Below are 20,736 nucleotides of genomic sequence, written 5' to 3' on the forward strand. Positions count from 1 at the left end.
AACGTTATAGCCGAATCAGGAGTCAGCTCTGCCTGTTTTCGGTTCATCCGCATCGGTTTCTATGTTCACCACCTCGTTAGTCAAGGATTGCATCAGAGCCGTCTTCTCTTTATCAAAAACATCCAGTTGCGCGTAATACGCCTCATCACTGAGCACCTGCCCTGGCACCACCTTTATGGTGGCGGTGTCGGCTGCCTTCTGGATGTTCTTGTGCAATACCTCCTTTTGCACTTCGGACAACGCGGCACCCTTCTCTACTAATTCTTCCTGCGCTTCCTTCAAGTCGATCAATGCATCTATTTTATTTTTTATCGCCTCGAATGCGTCAGGGTTAGAGCGCTCAAGGAACTCAGTCCACATTGGCAGTTCTAGCAGTTGATCACGCAACCCTGTGCCCGCCTCTAGAGCTCTCACGTGGATGGCCGCGCTGTCTATCATTTCTGCGGTGACATCGTCCTCAGCGAAGATCATATGAGCTATCTGCCAAGGCAAATCGAGTTCGTCTTTGAGCTCGGTGGTATATTTGAGGTAGATTTCGACTTCATCTATGGACTTCAGCAAAACGCCGTCACGGATATTAGGCACAACATTACCCGCCGCGTCGTATTGCGGAAAACGACGCCCTTCGGCGAGCAATTCAGACACCCGCGCACGCGCAATTCTCCCTAATTGGTTGAGACGCGCTTTACCTCTGGACAAGTCAAAGAGCTCCAGCTTGACCAGCCACTTCTGTGGCAATTGGTAAATTTCATTCAACATTACCTCCACACCCAATGCATTGAAAATCTGTGCCCCGGCATCCACACAGGTCGCAGGCGCAGATGCCATTCGAAAAATCTTGTCGAGAAGCTGTGGGCTTTCGTCCATCGCCTGCAGCATCCGCCATACTTTATTTTGCATGTCCCTGACCACTTCGAGTGGACGATCCTTGAACGACGCAACCTGCTGTTTAAAAATATTAAACAAGGGTTCTGAGCCATGCTCCAGCTCAATGCGATTCCATAATGCTTGGTTACTCTCGACCATTTCAGGGCTTAAACCGCGCAACCAATAGAGGCTGCTCGCTTCCAGCCCTGGGGGAAATTGGCGCTCCGGATCAAGCCCCACAGCCTCCCTGTAAATTTTCAATGTATTGAGCACATCAAATGGCAAGTCATCGTAAGTCACCACTGCTCGGGCCAGGGTATTGGCCCTATCAGAACCTGGCGCTACCTCAGGAATGCTTGTAAGAGGATTGTGCTCAAGGTACATCTGAAATTCGCGAGGCCGTGGGACAGCCAAAAAGCCTGTAGGCCATTGACTGACCTCACAATTTCTAAGATTCAAGCCTTTTAGATGAGGCATGTGACTGATATTGGGGGGCAAATTGACAGGGTTGGACTCCAACGACATCAGTAGCATGCGGGGCAATCGGCTCAGCTGGTTCACAGACTCAGGCGTCAACTCTATGTCATTAAACGACAAGTCCAACTGGCCCAAGCGCGGCATATTGGCAATCGACGGGGGTAATCGCGTTAGAGCGCAATCCGTGATATCGAGCGAACGCAGCTTTTTGAAGTTAGACAGAAAGCCATCGATGCCATCGGTGACGTCTATATGATCCATGACCACACGGGTGACATGACCAAAGTCAGCAACCAAGGGCGGCAACGACTCCAATACTGGGCCCAACCCCGGTTTATCAAATACCAACAATTGGCCTAAAGCCCGGTCGTTGAACACATGCCGGGCACCAACTCGACGCCAGGCTTTCTTCAGATGATCGCGTACCCAATGCCGATGCTTTAGTACTTCCCGTTGGAGGTCCCACAACGCGCCATCCGCCCCCGGCTCTTGCCCGTCAATAGTCGAATTAATCCATTGATTGAGCGTGCTGTCCAATTGGGCCAGTTCCTCCTCCAACCCCCTGACACGAGCCGCTGCGTTTTCCCTATGCGCAGTCAGAAACTCCGCCAAACTCGCATCACTCAACCCGGGATAGAGGTTCTGCAACCTTCCTTTCAAGACCGCATTGGCATCGGGGGCGGCGCCTGCTGCGCCTCGACCACTCAGCGGATAGCCCAGGCGACCATCAGACAAACGCTCGGGAGGCAGAAAAAAGGGGCGATTATCAACTTGCATACCTAATAGCTCGCGTAAAGAGGGCCGCGGCAATGCATGCTGCTGGAGCTTGAGCTTTAACTCACTTCCTTGACCGACATGGGGCAAGCCAATTGCCTTTCGATGCTCATTTGGCAAGGCATGTTGCAGGCTGCTGTAAAGGTCATCAACGCCATGCAGATCATTGCCATCGGCGTCAAACGCCTTATATCTACCGCGCGATATTCGGGCTAACACCTTGCGATCGCTCGCATCACTATCACCAAAGCTGGCTGTCAGTTCACCACTGAAATGCACGCTACGTATTTCAATACGCAGGTCATTTTTCCAGCCTGGCAGATTTCCAAGGGTATTCAAAACCAGGGTTTCTGTATCAGCCGTAATCAAACCGTCCAAATAACCGCCTAAATAAGCGGCAGACAAACGAGTTTGACGCTGCCATTGGCGCGCTATCCTGTGCAGGCGTGCCGATAATTTATCTCCCTTTAGCAGAAGCCTTTCAGCGGGATTGGCTTCACCTACTAGTTGGCGCGCCAGATTAGTCGACAGTTTGGGGAACAGACGCTTGATGAGTTTGATGGATGCGTTGGCCGGGTCTGTATCCGAAACGAGTTCACCATACAAACTTGAGTAAAGACGATGGATTTCTTTTTCCATGTGCATGGCCAATCGCTCTTTGAACACACGCACTCGCTCTACGGTATCCAAGACAACCCGCTCACCCAGTAGCCCTTCAATTTGCGACTCACTCAGCGCACCGATCACTCGCGCAGGCAACTGCCCCTCCATCAACTCTTTGCGGCTGATTCTAATGACGCTACTGCCCGTAGCCTGCGTGCTGCCGAAGCGCGTGCCTTTTAACTTCGGCAATAATTCATCGTACAGCTCAAGGGCAATGTTCTGCGGCCACCTTGCAAGCTCGATAGTAAAGGCCGCGCTATAACTATTCAGTTCTATGGAGAGAGGCCCGGCACGTACTTCTTCGATAGCCTTCATGGCTCTGCTATAGGCCCTGAACTGACGAACAGAGTCGATCAGCACACCAGGTAATGGCTCGTCCACAACATACATGCGCCGTAAATCATCTTCCTGTACATCACAGACCTTGAGGATGCGGTCGAATTCGGTAGCGCTAAATTCTGCACTCAAGGACCCCAGGCGGCGCTTAAGCATCGGCAGATCCCAAGTCAGCGGCTGCTCGCCCTCATGCACCCAAACACCCTGTCCTGTGTGTTTGAACACGGGCTTATAGGCATGTGGATTATGGGGATGACCGGCACGGTAATCTCCGGAAATGGAATCGCGTTGCAGCACATAGGTTTTGCCTTCGTGCAACAGCACGTTCTGACCCTTTATTGTGTGCAGCCCTGCATCATCCGGCCGGGAATTGACAGGAATTGCAATAGAGCGTTCATAGGCGCTGAGGTCAGCGTTCCACAGCCGTTTTGAACCATCGGGCATGAAAACCACTTTGAGTTTTTCGATAACCGGGGCCGCAACGTGGAAGACGCCAGCGCCTACGGCCAGTGTCGCCATATTTTCCAGCACGTCGCTGATATGAGCCAAGGCTGCTTGCTTGTCACCCTCCCCCCACTCGACAAGACCCTCGAAGGTTTCGTAAAGCAACTGCCCCGCCATCACCACCATCATGATTTCGCCCAAGGGCGGGACGACCATCGACACCAAATTGACTGCGAACAGCCCAATATTCAGGTAGTGCGAATAGCGCAGCGAGCGATTATTGGCATCGGCCATCGCTGTGGGTAGCGCCATACCTTGCGCATTGGCAAAGGCTTGGGTGCGCATATTGTTAAGCAACGTGTTCCATAGATCCAAGTCAGCCCAGTCACTACCTCCATCCAGCGTGGTGGCGGTTACGCGAATCGAGGGATGTGCGATCTGAATGCGGCTCTTATGGGTGTCGGGATTAGGCGCTACGATTACCGGCAACGTGGCAATCGGTGCTAATGCGCGGACCCAGAATTGGGTACTTTCAGAGCGAAACCACTCTTGGCCCCAGGGTTGATCGGGCGCATCCCTTACCAATTCGGTTAAGTTTTGGTAATACTGAGGGCGATCACTTTGCTGAATAAACCGACTAAGAAACGTTTGATAAGGCGTCAGACCGGTCTGCTTTAATACAGTGCCGGGAGCCGTAAGTTTGCGCACCAATTCGTCGCGAAAATCATCAAACTTTGCGTACCATTTAAGCGGGTGCTCAGGATCGCCTGGAATCCAGACAATGAAGTCTTGGGCATACTTGTATTTCTCGCTCAGCGCGAAGACCACGCAGCCATGCAACAGGATTTTCATGACACAGGGGGTCCAATACCACAGTTGCTTGTCGCCAAGCTTGATGTGACGTTCCCCCTCAATCACTCGCAATATCAGAGCATGCTCATGGGGGCCAATATCACCTTTGAGCAACGCGATTTGCGCATCCAGCTTGAGCATAGCTTTTTGCTGAGTGACGTAACGGAGTTCCAATACACCCTGGGATACGGGCTCTTGGGGATCGAGGTACGGTTTCAGGTACTCCTGATATTTAGCGCCAATATCCAGATCACGACATAGCTGAGTAAACGATTCAATTTTGAGTGCGGTGATATAGGGTTTAAACCGGCCCAATTCATCGGGGGGCGTTATGAAGCCTGAACCTTCAGCAAAATAATCGGCTTGCGTTTCGGGCTGCTCGAAGTTGTGCAGCGCCGCTTGCAGCAGTGATAACGTACGCACGCTGTAGCCCCCAGTGGCGACGCCAAAAGCATCGACTACGGCCGTATAGAGCCGCAAATACACGTCTTTGACGGGCAAGGGAAAGCCTGCTGCTTTGAGCGCGGCGCCCAATAAGGGCTGTGCAAACGCCTCAAGTGGCAGCACTTTGCTCAGGTGCTGATCCAGACGATTCTGCGAGGTAAATCGCGCCTCCAGTAGAGGCTTGAGTTGCCCTTTACTCGCGGGAGTCAAAGCACCATACCAACCTGATTTGCTTAGTTCCGTACTTTTAAGTGCAGCACGATGCTCTGGCTTGGCTTCTACCAAATACTGGGGGATTGAGGCCTTTAAAAATCCATAATGCCGGGCCTCTGTGACCGGCGTTAGGCCGGGAGGCAAGGCACGAGGTGCTGTCTCAGACATGAAAAACTCCTTGATAACTGATGAGGCCATCAGGTTATCGAGGAGATGAATCGATCAAGAGGTATCTATATAGGCAGATCCGTGGCGGTATTGAAAAATTCCATTAACAGCTAAGATGCACCACCCGCCTCATAACAGCTTTTAAACCCAGGAAATTGGCAATGCGCCTGTCAGAATTCATCGTGCAAAACGTTGACCGTATCGTCGATGAATGGGAGCGATTTGCCGAAACCATCACGCCCGCCGCCCATACCATGGACAGCGAAGCCTTGCGTGATCACGCCAAGGTTATCCTCCTCGCAGCAGCACGAGACATGAACACCGCGCAAACTGCCGCAGAGCAACAAGCCAAGGCCGAGGGTGATGGCCCGGAAAAAACCCCGAGCCTGGACACTGCAGCCTCCAGCCATGGCGAATTGCGCCACACCGTCGGCTTTGATCTGGTGCAAATGACATCCGAGTTCCGGCACCTGCGTGCGTGCGTCATCCGCTTATGGGTCGACAGCCTGAAAACCCCGGAACAGGCCCATTTACAGGACATGATCCGCTTTAACGAAGCTATTGATGAGGCGCTGGCCGAGTCAACCGCGGCTTATGCCGAACAGGTCAATCGTTCGCGGGATATTTTTCTGGCCATTCTGGGCCACGACCTGCGCGCCCCCTTGCAAGCCGTGAGCATGTCCACTGAAATGCTCGAACGCAAAGCCACGCTCGATACCAACGCGCAGAATTACGTGGCCGCGATTAAAAATGGCGCGCGCCACATGGGGGCGATGGTCAGTGATTTGCTGGAGTTTGTACGCAGCCGGCTAGGCAGCAAGATGCCGATCGAAACGGTTGCCATGGATCTGGCGCAGGCGTGCCAGATGGCGCTGGAAGAAGCCACTGCAGGACAACCTCACTGCGCCGTTACTTTGCATGTCGAGGGTGACGTGGCTGGGCAATGGGACCCGCGACGTATGGGGCAGATGCTTCAAAACCTAATCGGCAACGCACTGCAACACGGAGCCCGCAAGGGAGAAGTGAGGCTGAGTTTGAGCGCAACGGCACATACCGTGACCTTGCGCGTTCACAATGTGGGCTTGCCCATTGCTGAAGATGCGTTGGCGACGTTATTCGACCCGCTGGTGCGCAGTCCCAGCGAAGACATCGATCAACCGGGTACTTCGACCAGCCTGGGGCTAGGTTTATTTATCATCAAAGAAGTGGTTGATGCTCACGGCGGCACCATCGATGTCACCTCCACCGCCGCCGATGGCACGACCTTTACCGTGGTTTTGCCGAAAAACCCTCAATACGTGTAGTCGCTGCCGCAGGCAGCGAGCTGTTGACGCGCAAAGCTCGCAGCCTGCGGCAGCGACTACAGGTCAGTTAGCCGTTGGCAGTGCCCACAAACCGGCCCAGTCGCTGCTTGAGACGCTGGTTCTCGGCGCGCAACTGCTGCACCTCTTCGATCAAGTCCAGCGCCAGAGCGACGCCTTCCCACTCAAGCTCCAGGTCTTTATGCAGCTTGGCCGCACGTTTTGCGATGAGTAGCTCATAGTCTTCAAAACGCCACGCATCCGGGGCGTGGCCCTGAGGTTCGATAATTCCGTGTTCGACAATCTCTATCACGTAAGTGGCCGGGATATTGGCCTCTTCGCAGAACCTTTCCATGTCCAGCTGAACGATCAGGGTGTTGCTCATGATCAGTTACTCCATTGGGCTCTCGGATCAAATGCCGCTTTGTCGGCGAGTTCTTGCCACAAGGCTTTAGTGGCCTCGTCGTGCTGTTGAGGCATGACCACTTTCAATTGGGCATACAAGTCGCCGCGCTGGCCTTTTTTGTCCACCAGACCATGCCCCTTGATGCGCAAGCGTTGGCCGGTCTGACTATCAGGGCGCACGGTCATCATCACTTTGCTGGTCAGGGTCGGCACGGGCACTTTGGTACCCAGCGCAGCTTCCCACGGTGCAACCGGCACTGTGATGATCAAATCATGACCTTCCACGTCAAACTTCGGATGCGGTGCAAAACGAATGATCAGGTATAGATCACCGTTGGCTCCGCCGCCTGCACCCGGCCCGCCCTGACCTTTGAGACGAATGCGCTCACCGTCCGTAACACCGGCCGGAATCTTCACGTTCAGGGTTTTGCTGACGCCGCCAATCTGAAAGCTGATCGGCTTCGATTCGCCCGACAGGGTTTCTTCAAGAAAAATCGGCAATTCCATTTCAACATCCTGACCGCGACGGCCTGCACTACGGCCAGACTGGCCACCAAAACCGCCTCCGCGCGAACCGAAGATCGAGCTGAAAAAGTCTGAAAAGTCGCCAGCGTCCTCGAAACCACCGCTGGAATGACCCTGCCAGCCGGGCGGCCCCTGAAATGGCTGACCATGCTGGCCATATTTACGAATTTCGTCGTATTCAGCCCGTTTCTCGGGGCTTTTCAGCGCTTCATACGCCTCGTTGACGTCCTTGAACTTCTCTTCGGCGTCTTTTTCTTTACTTACATCCGGGTGATATTTGCGCGCCAGCTTGCGATAGGCGGTCTTGATCGCCTTGTCGTCAGCCGTGGGCTCGACACCCAGGATCTTGTAATAGTCTTTGAAGTCCATGTAAGGATCACCATCCGTTATCAGAAACGCGCCGCTCAGCGCCCAGAATGCTCGGTTTGCCTGGTCTGTGCATTGACCGACCTCAACCCTGTGACCGTGCAGCGCTGCGAAAATGTTCGATAGCCTTGGAGCTACCACGCCAATGTCTGGAAGTTTGGGGATGAAGGATAGTCTTTCAAGAGGATTAAAACCTGCGAATTAACGAATGGTCGCGCTTCGGTTCTGTGAGCGACTGGCATACACTGCGCGGCCGTTTTTTTAACCGGAACATGATCGACATGAAAAGCGCCACTCCAGCACGTGCCTGCGGCATCGACTTCGGCACGTCCAACTCCACCGTCGGCTGGCTGCGTCCAGGCGTGGAAACCCTTATCGCGCTGGAAGACGACAAGATCACCCTGCCCTCCGTGGTGTTCTTCAACATTGAAGAGCGTCGCCCGGTGTATGGACGTCTGGCGCTGCATGAGTACCTGGAAGGCTACGAAGGGCGCCTGATGCGCTCGCTCAAGAGTTTGCTGGGCTCCAAACTGATCAAACACGACACCAGCGTTTTGGGCACGGCCATGCCGTTCAAGGACCTGTTGGGTCTGTTTATCGGCCAGTTGAAAAAACGCGCCGAAACCACCGCCGGTCGGGATTTCGAAGAAGTGGTGCTGGGTCGCCCGGTGTTTTTCGTCGATGACGATCCGCTGGCTGATCAGGAAGCCGAGAACACTCTGACCGACGTGGCCCGCGCCATCGGCTTCAAGGAAGTGTCCTTCCAGTACGAGCCGATTGCTGCCGCGTTTGACTACGAGTCGACCATTGAACGCGAAGAACTGGTGCTGATTGTCGATATCGGCGGTGGTACGTCCGACTTCTCGCTGGTGCGTCTGTCCCCGGAGCGTCGCGGCATGGACAACCGTCAGGACGACATCCTCGCCACCGGCGGTGTGCACGTGGGCGGTACCGATTTCGACAAGCAATTGAGCTTGCAGGGCGTCATGCCTCTGTTTGGCTACGGCAGCCGCATGAAAAGCGGTGCCTACATGCCCACCAGTCACCACATGAACCTGGCGACCTGGCACACGATCAACTCGGTGTACTCGCAAAAATCCCAGTTGGCGCTGGGCAGCATGCGCTATGACATCGAAGACGTCAGCGGTATCGACCGTCTGTTCAAATTGATCGAACAGCGTGCCGGTCACTGGTTGGCGATGGAAATTGAAGAAACCAAAATCGAACTGACCCACAACGACAACCGCCATTTACCGCTGGATCGGGTAGAGGCCGGGTTGAGCGTTGATTTGAGCAGGGTGATGTTTGAAGCCGCCATCGACAACCAACTGGAGCGCATTCGTAACAGCGTGACCCAGTTGCTGCTGAGTGCGGGCGTGGGTGTCGAGCAGGTGGATACAGTGTTCTTCACGGGTGGTTCGAGCGGCATTCCGGCGTTGCGCCAGAGCGTGTCGGCCATGCTGCCAAACGCCCGCCATGTTGAAGGCAACATTTTCGGCAGCATTGGTAGCGGTTTGGCGATTGAAGCTAAAAAACGTTACGGCTAAAAGCCCCTCACCCCAACCCTCTCCCATAGGGAGAGGGAGCTCGATGTGTGTGATGCGCATATCTGCTTTTGCCTTTAGCCCCCTCTCCCTTCGGGAGAGGGAGCTGGATTTGTGTGTTGCGCATATCTGCTTTGCCTTTAGTCCCCTCTCCCTCCGGGAGAGGGCCAGGGTGAGGGCAATGCCTCACACCAACTCCAACTGCTTCAACTCACTCTTCAAATACGCGTAGTAAATCGGCCCAGCCACCACCCCCGGCAGGCCGAAGGCTGCTTCGAATACCAACATCGCCAACAGCAATTCCCACGACTTGGCACTGATTTGACCGCCCACGATTTTGGCGTTCAGGAAGTATTCCAGCTTGTGGATAACAATCAGATACCCCAACGCCGCCACCGCCACCCAGATCGATAACGACAGGCCGACGATGGTGATCAGGGTGTTGGATATCAGGTTGCCGATAACCGGCAGCAACCCCAGCAAAAAGGTCAACATGATCAACGTCTTGGTCAGCGGCAGGTGCACGCCGAACAGCGGGAGCACCACGGCCAGGAAGATCCCGGTAAACACAGTGTTGAGCAACGCGATCTTGATCTGCGCAAACACAATGTTGCGAAACGCCTGCACCAACAGGTGAAGGCGATCAAACATCGCGGCCGCCAGCGGCTTGCGTCGACTGATATCAGGGATGCGCTGCAACGCAATGATGGCGCCCAGCACCATGCCGATGAGCAAGGTCACAAACATGTGCGCCGCATCTTTGCCGACCAGTTGCAAGTCACTCAGATGTTTGTTGGCCCACGCTCCAATGGCTATACGGAACTCGGCGGCACTGGCCGGCAAATAGCTGTCCAGAAACGGCGGCAACTGCCCGCGCGCCCGATCGACCACCGCCATGAACTTGTTCAGTGAAGCACCCGGGTTTTCGGCCTCATGCAGTAAAAAGCTGATCGCACCCGCAAAAATCAACGCCAGCACGCTGACCACCAGTGTGCCCAGCAAGGCCACGGCCAACCAGCGCGCCCGGCGCCCGGCAATCAAACGCTGGAGTTGCGGGGTGAGCATGTTGACCAGCTCGTAAACCAGCAAACCGGCCAGCAAGCTGGGCAACAGCCTTAACGGAAAAACCAGCAATAAGCCGATAGCAATGATGATGTAACTGGCCAACAGGATGTGACGCTGAGAAAACGATGGCATACAGCCTCAAAACGGGCAGCGCGAAAGGATGGGCAGTCTGCCAGCCTTCGCCCGGCAGCACTACACAATGTGACGGTTGGCGCGCAGCCCCCCGCAGCCGCTGACGGTTATTTTTTCTTCAGGCACTCACTCATGAACGCTTTGCGTTCGTCGCCTTTGAGCGCTTGGGTGCTTGCTGTGGCGTTACAGCTTTTCATTCTTTCCTGCGGTGTGGTCGCTGGCTTGGCTTTCAGGCAACTGCTCATGAACGCTTTGCGCTCGTCGCCTTTGAGGGTTTTGGCGCTGGCTTCGGCGTTGCACGCGGTCATTTTATTTTGTTGGGCCGTGTCGGCAAAACTCTGGGAGCACAGCAACACACCGATCAGCAGCAAAGGCACACGCAGCATCTTCATGGAGTTTTCTCCTTAAGGCCGCACCGAATGGCAGCGGACGTATCAGCAGTGTAGACAAACTCTGTTACTTGCCACGCCGATAAAACTTTCTGCTCGCGCTGAACTCACACCCTATGAACCGACGTTGCCTTCAGAGCGATGCGGCAACCTGATGAGTGAGGAGATTGAAATGACCGACATCAAACTGTCCGATAAACAAACCCTGCGCGATCGTGCCCGCAAGAACGTCGAAGAAGGTGCAGTGACACCCGGCTACAGCGCTGACCGCGAAGAAATCATTCGCCTGCTCAATGAGTCGCTGGCCACCGAGTGGGTGTGCGTGCTGCGCTACAAGCGTCATTACTTTATGGCGGACGGGATCAAAGCCCATGTGGCGGCGGAAGAATTTCTGGAACACGCCAATCAGGAAATGGAACACGCCGACAAACTGGCTGAGCGTATCGTGCAACTGGGTGGCGAGCCGGAGTTCAACCCGGATCTGCTGTCCAAAAACTCCCACGCGCAATACGTCGCGGGCAAAACGCTGAAAGAGATGGTGTTTGAAGACTTGGTCGCCGAGCGCATTGCGGTCGACAGCTATCGCGAAATCATTCAGTACATTGGCGACAAAGACCCGACTACGCGTCGAATCTTTGAAGAAATCCTGGCCCAGGAAGAAGAGCACGCTGACGACATGGCTGATCTGTTGAAGGGACTTTAAAAACAACCCTCACCCTAACCCTCTCCCAAAGGGAGAGGGTACTGGTTTGTGGAGTAACGAATATCTGCTTTTGCCTTTAGCCCCTCTCCCTACGGGAGAGGGCTGGGGTGAGGGCAGGCTTACTTCACCGTTTTCGGCACTTTACCCTGCTGCATTTGCTGCAACAGCGGCGCGCACTGATTAGGCTCGCCACCGCTAGGCGCAATCAGCGCCAACAACCCTGCCGCCGGACCTGCAATCACACCCAACGCCACCATCCCAGCACCGCGCAACAATAACGGCACCGCCTGGACTCCAGCGGATGGATTGCCAAATGTGCCGCGCACATACAACGGTGAACGCAGCGAAAATACCCTGAACCCCTTCGATTCAGGCGTGATTTTCAAGTCCAATTGCTCTGTCGCCAAGTTGACGGTGCCATCAATGTAAATAATCGCATTCTCGGTATCGAACACAAATAACTGAGAAGTCGCCAAACCATCCTTGATACCCACGTCAGCCGCCGCACAATTAATCTTCACGTCTTCGTCACCAAAGATCTTGCCCACCACGTAGTTACCCACGTTCAACCCGGCGATTTCCATCAGGCTGCGGCTGATGGCGCCGTCGTTGATGATCATCTTCAAGCCACCATTGGCCGTGCCCAGCAATTTGGCCACTGAGTTGCCACGCCCCGAAAGGTGAGCATCCCCGTTCAACTCGCCAAAACTGGTTTTCATTGGTTCAAAGGTCGGGAACAGCTGCTTAAGCTTGAAATTACGTGCGGTCAACTTGGCCCGTCCTTCCAGCGGGGTACTGCGGCCATTGAGGCGGATTTGCGCATCCAGCTTGCCGCCCGCCACGCCGAAACGCAGGGGCTCAAGGCTCAGCTCACCATTGTTCAGTACCACATGGGTATAGAGGTCAGTAAACGGCAACTCGGCACTCTGCACGATGCGCTTACCGGTAAATTCCACATCGGCATCCATGTCGCGCCAGCGCTCAGTGCGGAACTCTTCAACGGGTAGCACTTTACCCGCTGGCTGTTTGCTGGCCCCGCCTCGGGCTTTTTGCTCGGTATTGGTGTCGGCACCAATCAACGGAGCCAGGTCTGCCATCAACAACTGGTTGGACACCAACTTGCCGGACAGCTTTGGCCGTGGCTGGCTAGCCGCGAACTTCAGCTCGCCATGAATATCGCTGCTGCCAATCTTGCCGTTAAAGTTTTCATAGGTGAATACGGCACCGCCCGGTTCATGCAGCTTGGCGATCAGATGGCCATCGGTGGAGTAAGGTGGCGAGTCGGGCAAGGTCACACCCGTCAGCGGGTAGAGGTTGCTCAGGCTGCTACCCGCCAGTTTCAGGCGTAAATCCAGTGCGCCCAGATTGAGCGGATCAGTCAGCGTACCGGCCAAGGCAACTTTCGTGTCCGCAATGCTGACTTGTGCTTGCAGCGGGAACGGTTTGCCTGCGTCCTGCAATGCCAACAAACCGCCAATTTTGCCGGTGCCATTGAGTTTCTGACCGTGATACTCACCTTTAACCTTCAAGGAAAAGGCATAGTCTTGCGCAGCAGCACCCTTTTCCTGAGATTTTTTCGCTTCCTTTGCCCCGACGATGTCACTAAACGGAATCGGCTTGCCCAATGGGTCAATGACCACATCCAATCGAGTTTTCAAGGTTTGGTCATTCAAGGTCACGTGACCTTTATCGAAGCCAATCGCCCCAATATCCACCGTCCAGTCAGAAGGTTTGGCATCGGGATCTTTAGGGTCGAAGGTAAAGATCCAGTTAGCCCTGCCATCCGCCAAACGCTCAAGGTTGGCACTGGGTTCAGTCAGGTCGATGCGCGGGATTGCCAGTGTCTCGGTCAATAACGCCAAGGGTGACAAACGCGCTTCTACCTTCTTCAAACTGGCCATTTGCGGGTTTTTCGACCACTCGGGATTACCCAACGTGATGTCTTCAGCAATCACGTGAGGCCACGGCACCCAAGCCCGCCAGCCGCCCTCGCCTTCTTCTCGCTGCCAGCGCACCGCCAGATTGCCATTAATGGCAAACGGGCGATGGAGGATGTCGGACACTTTGCTATTGATCGTCGGTTTGATGCGGTTCCAGTCAAAAGTCGCGAGGATCACCACCAACACGGCCACCAACAGGAAAAAAATGCCGATCACCCAAGCAAGGGTTTTTCGGGTGCGCGTCATATCATGGCTCCTTTTTGAAAACTGAACGTCCCAACGCTAATGAATGTACGACTGGCAAACAGGACTTAAGGTTTAATCCGACTTCAACTTTAGGAAAAAACCTACAAGAGCATTGGGCTAGAGCGCTTCGCTCTGGACAATCAATTTTGTTGATTATCACCATTGGCCGTATGAACTTTGATAATGATTCGGTAAGCGTAGCATTAGCGCCATACCCACTTGGTTGCACTGCTACGGAGCACATACCTCATGAAACGCCCAGTCCTGTTTGGCCTTAGTCTGTCACTGATGGCATTTAATGCCTTTGCGGTGCCTGCTGCTGAGGAGCCGACCCCAATGGTTCAACCCACCACCAGCACTTTGAGCCAGCCACTCGATCCGGTCGCTGAAGACGGCGCCCAACGCACGCTGGACCAGCAAAACCGTGTTGCCGAAGATGGCTATGACAGCACTCGAAGCAGCACCTTTGTTGCTGAAGGTGGCGCTGATCGTCTTGCTGAACGAAATCAACGTGCGAGTTAAGGCTCGCACCGTGGATTGAGAGCAACACAGCGTTCGACGTCATCAAAGCCGATTTGCTAGAGTGCGCCGCTGTACTTGTCTGGAATACCAGCCCCGATGCTGCCCCGCGCCGAACAGAAGCAACAAACCCGCCTTGCACTGATGGACGCCGCCCGCCACTTGATGGAATCGGGACGCGGCTTTGGCAGCCTGAGCCTGCGTGAAGTCGCCAAAACGGCTGGCATTGTACCCACCGGGTTTTATCGCCATTTCAGCGACATGGACCAGTTGGGCCTGGCGCTGGTCAGCGAAGTCGGCCAGACCTTTCGCGAAACCATTCGCCTGGTGCGTCACAACGAACTGTTTATGGGCGGAGTGATCAACGCCTCGGTGCGTATTTTTCTCGATGTGGTTGAAGCCAACCGCTCTCAATTTCTGTTTTTGGCCCGCGAGCAATACGGCGGTTCCCAGCTGGTTCGTCAGGCCATCGGCGCCCTGCGCGAAGACATTACGTTGGATTTGGCCACTGACTTGGGCTCAAAGCCCAAATTGCGGCATCTGAATCATGCCGGCTTGACCGTCATTGCCGATCTGGTCGTTAAAAGCGTGTTCGCTGCCTTGCCCGATGTCATCGACCCGCCCGGTGAGATGTTGCCCGATTACTTACAGCCTCAAGCCAAGATCAGTCAGCAACTGCGTTTTATCTTTATCGGGCTCAAACATTGGCAAGGTTTGGGCAGCACCGAATAACCGGCGCGCACCTTGCTGGTGCGCAGGCGAACAAATCACGCACCAGTTTTGACCTTATCGCACCCTTCTGAGTCTTTTTTCCTACACGTTGACGGCACACCATCAGGTTGGCGCGGCCTTTGCTCTGCTCAAGGCATTGTCATTCGCAGGATGCCTTCCTATGTTGGTGATTCATCGCAGAGTTCAACCCCACCCCGTGTGGAGCGCCGAGTTACACCTGCACTTCGAAGCCCGCAGCAAAAGCCGTCTGCGCTGTTTCAGCACTGACGGCGAAGATGTCGGCCTGTTTCTTGAGCGCGGTCAATCGCCTTTGCACGACGGCGAATTTCTTCAGGCTCAGGACGGTCGCATCGTACGCGTGTGCGCCAGCCCCGAAAAACTGCTGCACGTCACGTGCAGCAATGCCTTTGAACTGACTCGAGCCGCTTATCACCTGGGCAACCGCCATGTCGCGCTGCAAGTAGGGGACGGCTGGTTACGCTTGCTTGATGACTATGTGCTCAAGGCCATGCTTGATCAGTTGGGCGCCCACACCGAAACCATCGACGCCCCGTTTCAACCGGAGCATGGCGCCTATGGCGGCGGACATCATCATTCCAGAGCCGGTGAAGAAGATTTCAACTATGCGCCGCGCCTGCATCAGTTTGGCGTGCGTTTGTGAACCCGGCCTGGGCGCTGCTGCGACTGGCCAGCCCACAGCTGCCGATTGGCGGTTATAGCTATTCCCAAGGGCTGGAAATGGCCGTCGACAATGACCGCGTAGTTGACCCGGTGACCGCCAGCCGCTGGATCAGCGATCAGTTGCTGCTCAATCTGGCGCGCTTTGAAGCGCCACTATTACTGGCGCATTGCCAGGCAGCAGCGGACGAAGATTGGCAGCGCTTGCAGCACTTGTGCGACGAACACCGTACCAGCCGCGAAACCCGGGAGCTGCATCAGGAAAGCCGGCAAATGGGCTATTCCTTGCAACAATTGCTCATGGGGCTGCCTGAACTGGACGCACCCGCGCGCCTGTTTCTCACCCAACAAAGCGAACCGCATCTGGCTCTCGGCTGGGCCTTGGCGGCGCGTGCCTGGGGCATTCAGCCACAGGATGCACTGGCGGCTTGGCTGTGGAGCTGGTTGGAAAACCAATTGGCGGTGCTGATGAAAACCTTGCCGCTGGGCCAACAAGCGGCTCAGCGCATGACCAGCGAGCTGTCACCCGCGCTGCAGCAGGCTCAGCAGCACGCCAGCGCTCTCGACTTATCCCACATGGGCAGCGCCGCATTTGGCCTGTCTTTGGCGAGCATGGCCCATGAGCGCCAGTACAGCCGTCTGTTTCGTTCCTAGGAGAATGTCATGAACACACAACCTTTACGCGTCGGCATCGGCGGCCCGGTAGGCTCCGGCAAAACGGCCCTGACCCTGGCCCTGTGCCTGGCTCTGCGCGACAAGTACAACCTGGCCGTGGTGACGAACGACATCTATACCCGCGAAGACGCCGACTTTCTGGTGCGTAACGAAGCGCTGGCGCCGGAGCGCATCATCGGTGTTGAAACCGGCGGCTGTCCGCACACGGCCATTCGTGAGGACGCGTCGATCAACCTTGAAGCCGTCGATCAATTGACTCGGCGATTTCCGGGGCTGGATCTGATTCTGGTGGAATCGGGTGGGGATAACTTGTCGGCGACTTTTAGCCCGGAGCTTTCTGATCTGACAATTTACGTGATCGACGTGTCGGCAGGCGACAAGCTGCCGCGCAAGGGCGGGCCGGGAATCTGCAAGTCCGATTTGCTGGTGATTAATAAAATCGACCTGGCGCCGCTGGTCGGTGCTTCGCTTGAATTGATGGACAGCGACACCAAGCGCATGCGCGGGAAAAAACCCTTTGTGTTCAGTAATCAGAAGACCGGGCACGGGCTTGAGACCATCGTGGCGTTTATTGAGCGGCAGGGTTTGTTGGTTCCGTAGCAGCTGCCGAAGGCGGCGTCCGGCGGCAAAGCCGTCGTAAACGCGATGGATGCGCTCATTCATTAAACCGCGATGTCAGGGTTTGCGATCGCTGCGCAATCGGACGTAGCCTTCGGCAACTGCTACGACGCGTTTGCCACAGAGGTGTATCATGTCGCGCAAACGCCCCAGCCGTGACGACGCCCGCCAATGCCTGATGTAACTCACTCTCCTTTCGCACCTGAACTGACTGCCACCTTTGCGGCCGTGCAGCAGCATTTCCGTCAGGTCATTGTGCCGCTGTGGCAAGGCCCCGGCTGGAATGCCGAACTGGCATTACCTTACGAGGCGCTCAGCCCCGAGCATCGGCCGCTGCCGCCTCAGCGCTATCGGGCGATGGCCTGCGCCCGTCAGCTGTATGTGTTTTCCAGCCTCATCGGCGACCCGGCCTTCCCCGCCGCTGCCGAACGCGCGGCAGATTTGTTCCGCTCGCTGCAAAGCCGCTTTCACGACGCTGAGCACGGTGGCTGGTTTTACAGCATCGACCCTCAAGGGGCGCCGCTGGATACCCGCAAAGACTTGTACACCCACGCTTTTATCATCTTCGCCTGCGCCCATTACTGGGCCAGAGTCCGCGAGCCGATAGTCGAGTCAGCACTCAACGCCGCGCTGCAAGTGGTCAACGAGCGCTTTAGCGATGGTCAGGGTCTGTACGAAGCCAGCCTCGATCAAGACTGGTCCTCACTCAACAGCGGCCCGCTGCAAAACCCGCTGATGCACTTGGCCGAAGCTTTTCTGGCCACCTTGTCAGTGCGTGACGATGCCGCCGTGCAAGGCGCCTTGTTGGCGCTGGCAGACGGTATGCAGCTGCGTTTTATCGAACCTGTGCATAACGTGATGCTGGAAAAACCGCGAGGGTCTGTGGATAACTGGTTTGAGCCGGGGCATCAGTTTGAATGGCTGTATTTGCTGGAATCGTCGCCGTTGTTGCGTCATAGCGCTCTGCACGCGTCATTGGATCGTGCGTTCGACTTTGCCGAACAGGTGGGGGTCAATCCCCAGAGCGGTGCCGTGTGCGGGATGCTGGCGCCTGATGGCACGCTACGCGATGGCACACAACGCATCTGGGCCCAGGCTGAATACCTGCGTGCCCTGACCTTGCGGTCCGACAACGTACCGCGCTTGCAACGCCAGTTGCTGGCGTTGCAGCACCAGTTTTTGCATGCCGGTGGCTGGTACGAGTGTCGGGATGGCGAGGGCAACGTCAGCCGCGAAGATATGCCGTCGACGACGCCGTATCACCTGGCGACGTGCTATAGCGGCTTGGCGCAGTTTTTCGGGTAATGCAAAACCCTCACCCCAACCCTCTCCCAGAGGGAGAGGGAGCTGATTTGCGGCGTTACACGTATTTGTTTTTGCTTTAGTCCCCTCTCCCTCTGGGAGAGGGCTAGGGTGAGGGGCTTTCAGCTCAAGCAATCCACTTTCGATCTCCGGTAAAGCTGATCGTCAGCCAACGAGCACTGTCCGCCTTGCCCAACATCCCGGAAATTTCTTCGCGCAGCGCATCCAGCGTCTTGATGCTGGTCAGTGGATAACCCGTCGGCAACACGATGTGGATTTCGATAAAACGCGCCCGCCCATGCTTCTGCACATAGGTTTTATAACCTTCAAAGCCATGCCGGGCCGACATCTCTTCCAGCACTTCACGCACCTTGTCATCGAGCCTGTCCGGCGCAATACCGAGCACATCACGCAAAGCCGGTTTAAGGATTTTGAACGCGGGCGCCAACATGCTCAGCGCCAGCAAGATCAGAATCGCAGGGTCAACGTAAGCCGCCCACTGTGCATAACCTTGCTGTTTCAACACCAGAGCCGTGACAAAACTTATCAACAGGCCCACCGACAACATGGCATCCACCAGCCAACTGATGTTGTCGAACTGAATCAGGGTTGATTTGAGCTTGAGGTTTTTGCGCCGTACCCAGAAGTAGTAGCCAAATTCGATTACGGTAAACACCGCCGCGTAGGCAATGACCAGCCCCAGCTCAATATCTCGTCCGCCATTGATGATGCCGAACACACCATTGAGAAAGGCATAGATCGCAATCAGTAACAGGAAGCTGCCTTCGATCAATAGCACCATCGGCTCAAGGTGCCAGAAGCCAAACTGGAAACGCTGATTGCTTTCCTTGGCGATCAATTGCGCGGTGATTAACATCAATACTTTGATAAAGGTCGCGATCAGTGAGAAAAATCCGTCAAACAGGATGGACTCTGATCCCGACATAAAACCCGTCACGATGCCGGCAACGGCCACCGCGAACATTAAAACAGTCGATTGTTTGAGCAGTTTCTGCTCACCACGGTTACTCACACAAACTCCTTTCAGCCCGATTGAGTGCGGCCTCCTCAGGAGGCCGCGAGTGGGCTGCCAGGCGCGAGTTTACTCCTTGGCGTGGCGCTCGATGGCGAAACCGCTCCAGGACTGCGTAACAGGCATCAATTCAAGACGATTGATGTTGATATGTGCCGGGGTGTTGAGCACCCAGAAAATAGTCTCGGCAATGTCCTGCGGCTGGATCGGCTCAGCCCCCTGATAGGTGGCGTCGTAACGCGCTTTGTCACCGCCAAAACGCACCAGCGAAAACTCGCTTTCGCACAGACCCGGTTCAATGTTACTGACCCGTACACCCGTGCCCTGCAAGTCGCAACGCAGGTTCAGGGAAAACTGCTTAACGAACGCTTTGGTGCCGCCATAGACATGGCTGCCCGGATACGGATAGTTGCCTGCCACTGAACCCAAATTGATGATCCCGGCACCGCGGCCGTAGGCAATCAGTCGTGGCAACAGCAGACGGGTCGTGAAAATCAGGCCCTTGATGTTGGTGTCGACCATGGTTTCCCAGTCGTCCAGATCGCACTTGGGCGCAGGATCAGTGCCAAGGGCCAATCCTGCGTTGTTGATCAGCCCGCGCAACTTGCTGAACGCAGGCGGCAGGTTGGCAATGGCAGACTCCATGGCCGCACGGTCGCGCACGTCCAGCACCAGACCATGCACTTCAGTCTGCTTGGACAACTCATCGCACAATGCCTTGAGACGGTCTTCACGTCGGCCCGTCAACACCAGTTTCCAGCCTGCCTGGGCAAACTTGCGTGCACAGGCTTCACCAAATCCGGAAGTCGCGCCCGTAATAAACAGGGTGGAAGTCATCATGTTCTCCTTGGCTGGCGGGCTTTGGCCGCCGTTGAAATAGACGCTGAGCAGCATGCCCCGACTGCGTTCCAGCGGCAACCCGGCCGCGCGAAAAGCCCCCAACTGTACGAAAAACAACCAACCGTTTCGAACCCACGTTCTATATGGGCTGGAGCACTGTGCACTCACCTTATCCACAGGCCCGTCCACAGTCTTTGGGGGCAAGTCAAAAAGCTGGACGCTCCTGTTTACACGGGGTTCAGAGATTTTTACCGGGTTTATGACTTGACCTTAATACGACGAATATGCAGGCGCCCCAAAAAGGTGCAGACGGTTACCGCTAAGGAGATAGCCAGAAGCCAGCAATTACACCGTCTAGCGCATTCTTTCCAGAGTTTAACCACAGACTTATCCACAGGCTGCCCAGCCATTTATGAATGCCTATATAACTGAATAAATCTGTTGACAAATAATGCGGCCAACCTCCTGAAAGTCACTGTACAAAA

General features: G+C 55.3%; 17 protein-coding genes. 9 read left to right on the forward strand and 8 right to left on the reverse strand.

Annotation, left to right across the window (positions count from 1 at the left end):
• Positions 1-15 precede the first annotated feature (15 nt).
• The gene (locus GHN86_RS11555) at positions 16-5,238 is read right to left on the reverse strand and encodes an NEL-type E3 ubiquitin ligase domain-containing protein (protein ID WP_194286251.1); all 5,223 of its coding nucleotides are present in this window, start codon (positions 5,236-5,238) and stop codon (positions 16-18) included.
• Positions 5,239-5,399: 161 nt separating this feature from the next.
• Here GHN86_RS11555 and GHN86_RS11560 point away from each other — a divergent pair, with 161 nt between their 5' ends.
• On the forward strand, positions 5,400-6,542 hold the full coding sequence (locus GHN86_RS11560; RefSeq protein ID WP_153386627.1) for a sensor histidine kinase: 1,143 nt from the start codon (positions 5,400-5,402) through the stop codon (positions 6,540-6,542).
• Positions 6,543-6,609: 67 nt separating this feature from the next.
• Here the strand turns inward: GHN86_RS11560 and GHN86_RS11565 are convergent, their stop codons facing one another.
• On the reverse strand, positions 6,610-6,924 hold the full coding sequence (locus GHN86_RS11565; RefSeq protein WP_153380711.1) for a chaperone modulator CbpM: 315 nt from the start codon (positions 6,922-6,924) through the stop codon (positions 6,610-6,612).
• Between the two features lie 2 nt (positions 6,925-6,926).
• Positions 6,927-7,838, reverse strand: a complete 912-nt coding sequence (gene cbpA, locus GHN86_RS11570) for a curved DNA-binding protein (protein WP_153380709.1) — start codon at positions 7,836-7,838, stop codon at positions 6,927-6,929.
• A 278-nt stretch (positions 7,839-8,116) separates the two neighbouring features.
• Here cbpA and GHN86_RS11575 point away from each other — a divergent pair, with 278 nt between their 5' ends.
• Positions 8,117-9,382: an Hsp70 family protein gene (locus GHN86_RS11575; RefSeq protein ID WP_153380707.1), complete on the forward strand. Its 1,266-nt coding sequence runs from the start codon at positions 8,117-8,119 to the stop codon at positions 9,380-9,382.
• A 183-nt stretch (positions 9,383-9,565) separates the two neighbouring features.
• Here GHN86_RS11575 and GHN86_RS11580 read toward each other — a convergent pair whose 3' ends face one another.
• Both GHN86_RS11580 and GHN86_RS11585 read right to left on the reverse strand, forming a co-directional pair.
• Positions 9,566-10,576, reverse strand: coding sequence for an AI-2E family transporter (locus GHN86_RS11580; protein WP_122785038.1), 1,011 nt, complete (start codon positions 10,574-10,576; stop codon positions 9,566-9,568).
• A gap of 107 nt (positions 10,577-10,683) precedes the next feature.
• Positions 10,684-10,968, reverse strand: coding sequence for a PsiF family protein (locus tag GHN86_RS11585; RefSeq protein ID WP_153380706.1), 285 nt, complete (start codon positions 10,966-10,968; stop codon positions 10,684-10,686).
• Between the two features lie 169 nt (positions 10,969-11,137).
• Here GHN86_RS11585 and GHN86_RS11590 point away from each other — a divergent pair, with 169 nt between their 5' ends.
• Positions 11,138-11,668, forward strand: a complete 531-nt coding sequence (locus GHN86_RS11590; protein ID WP_153380704.1) for a ferritin-like domain-containing protein — start codon at positions 11,138-11,140, stop codon at positions 11,666-11,668.
• A 119-nt stretch (positions 11,669-11,787) separates the two neighbouring features.
• On the opposite strand, the gene GHN86_RS11595 is transcribed toward GHN86_RS11590, so the two are convergent.
• Positions 11,788-13,854: an AsmA family protein gene (locus GHN86_RS11595; RefSeq protein WP_153380703.1), complete on the reverse strand. Its 2,067-nt coding sequence runs from the start codon at positions 13,852-13,854 to the stop codon at positions 11,788-11,790.
• Between the two features lie 249 nt (positions 13,855-14,103).
• Between GHN86_RS11595 and GHN86_RS11600 the strand changes: the two genes are divergently transcribed.
• The 6 genes from GHN86_RS11600 (at position 14,104) to GHN86_RS11625 (ending at position 18,381) form a co-directional block, all read left to right on the forward strand.
• Positions 14,104-14,376, forward strand: a complete 273-nt coding sequence (locus GHN86_RS11600; protein WP_153380701.1) for a hypothetical protein — start codon at positions 14,104-14,106, stop codon at positions 14,374-14,376.
• A gap of 96 nt (positions 14,377-14,472) precedes the next feature.
• Positions 14,473-15,105, forward strand: coding sequence for a TetR family transcriptional regulator (locus tag GHN86_RS11605; RefSeq protein ID WP_153380699.1), 633 nt, complete (start codon positions 14,473-14,475; stop codon positions 15,103-15,105).
• 160 nt (positions 15,106-15,265) lie between these two features.
• Positions 15,266-15,766, forward strand: coding sequence for an urease accessory protein UreE (gene ureE / locus GHN86_RS11610; protein ID WP_153380698.1), 501 nt, complete (start codon positions 15,266-15,268; stop codon positions 15,764-15,766).
• Positions 15,763-16,437, forward strand: coding sequence for an urease accessory protein UreF (locus GHN86_RS11615; protein WP_323369436.1), 675 nt, complete (start codon positions 15,763-15,765; stop codon positions 16,435-16,437). Before ureE ends, GHN86_RS11615 begins: the two co-directional genes overlap by 4 nt.
• Before the next feature lie 9 nt (positions 16,438-16,446).
• A complete protein-coding gene (gene ureG / locus GHN86_RS11620; protein ID WP_153386629.1) occupies positions 16,447-17,058 on the forward strand; it encodes an urease accessory protein UreG in 612 nt (203 codons plus the stop codon).
• Between the two features lie 189 nt (positions 17,059-17,247).
• Entirely contained in the window at positions 17,248-18,381 is a 1,134-nt protein-coding gene (locus tag GHN86_RS11625) for an AGE family epimerase/isomerase (protein ID WP_153386631.1), read from the forward strand.
• A gap of 124 nt (positions 18,382-18,505) precedes the next feature.
• Here GHN86_RS11625 and GHN86_RS11630 read toward each other — a convergent pair whose 3' ends face one another.
• Positions 18,506-19,411: a cation diffusion facilitator family transporter gene (locus tag GHN86_RS11630; protein ID WP_323369435.1), complete on the reverse strand. Its 906-nt coding sequence runs from the start codon at positions 19,409-19,411 to the stop codon at positions 18,506-18,508.
• A gap of 69 nt (positions 19,412-19,480) precedes the next feature.
• On the reverse strand, positions 19,481-20,248 hold the full coding sequence (locus GHN86_RS11635) for an SDR family oxidoreductase (protein ID WP_153380755.1): 768 nt from the start codon (positions 20,246-20,248) through the stop codon (positions 19,481-19,483).
• Positions 20,249-20,736: the final 488 nt, after the last annotated feature.

This window comes from Pseudomonas helleri (genome assembly GCF_009600315.1).
Taxonomy (GTDB): domain Bacteria; phylum Pseudomonadota; class Gammaproteobacteria; order Pseudomonadales; family Pseudomonadaceae; genus Aquipseudomonas; species Aquipseudomonas helleri_A.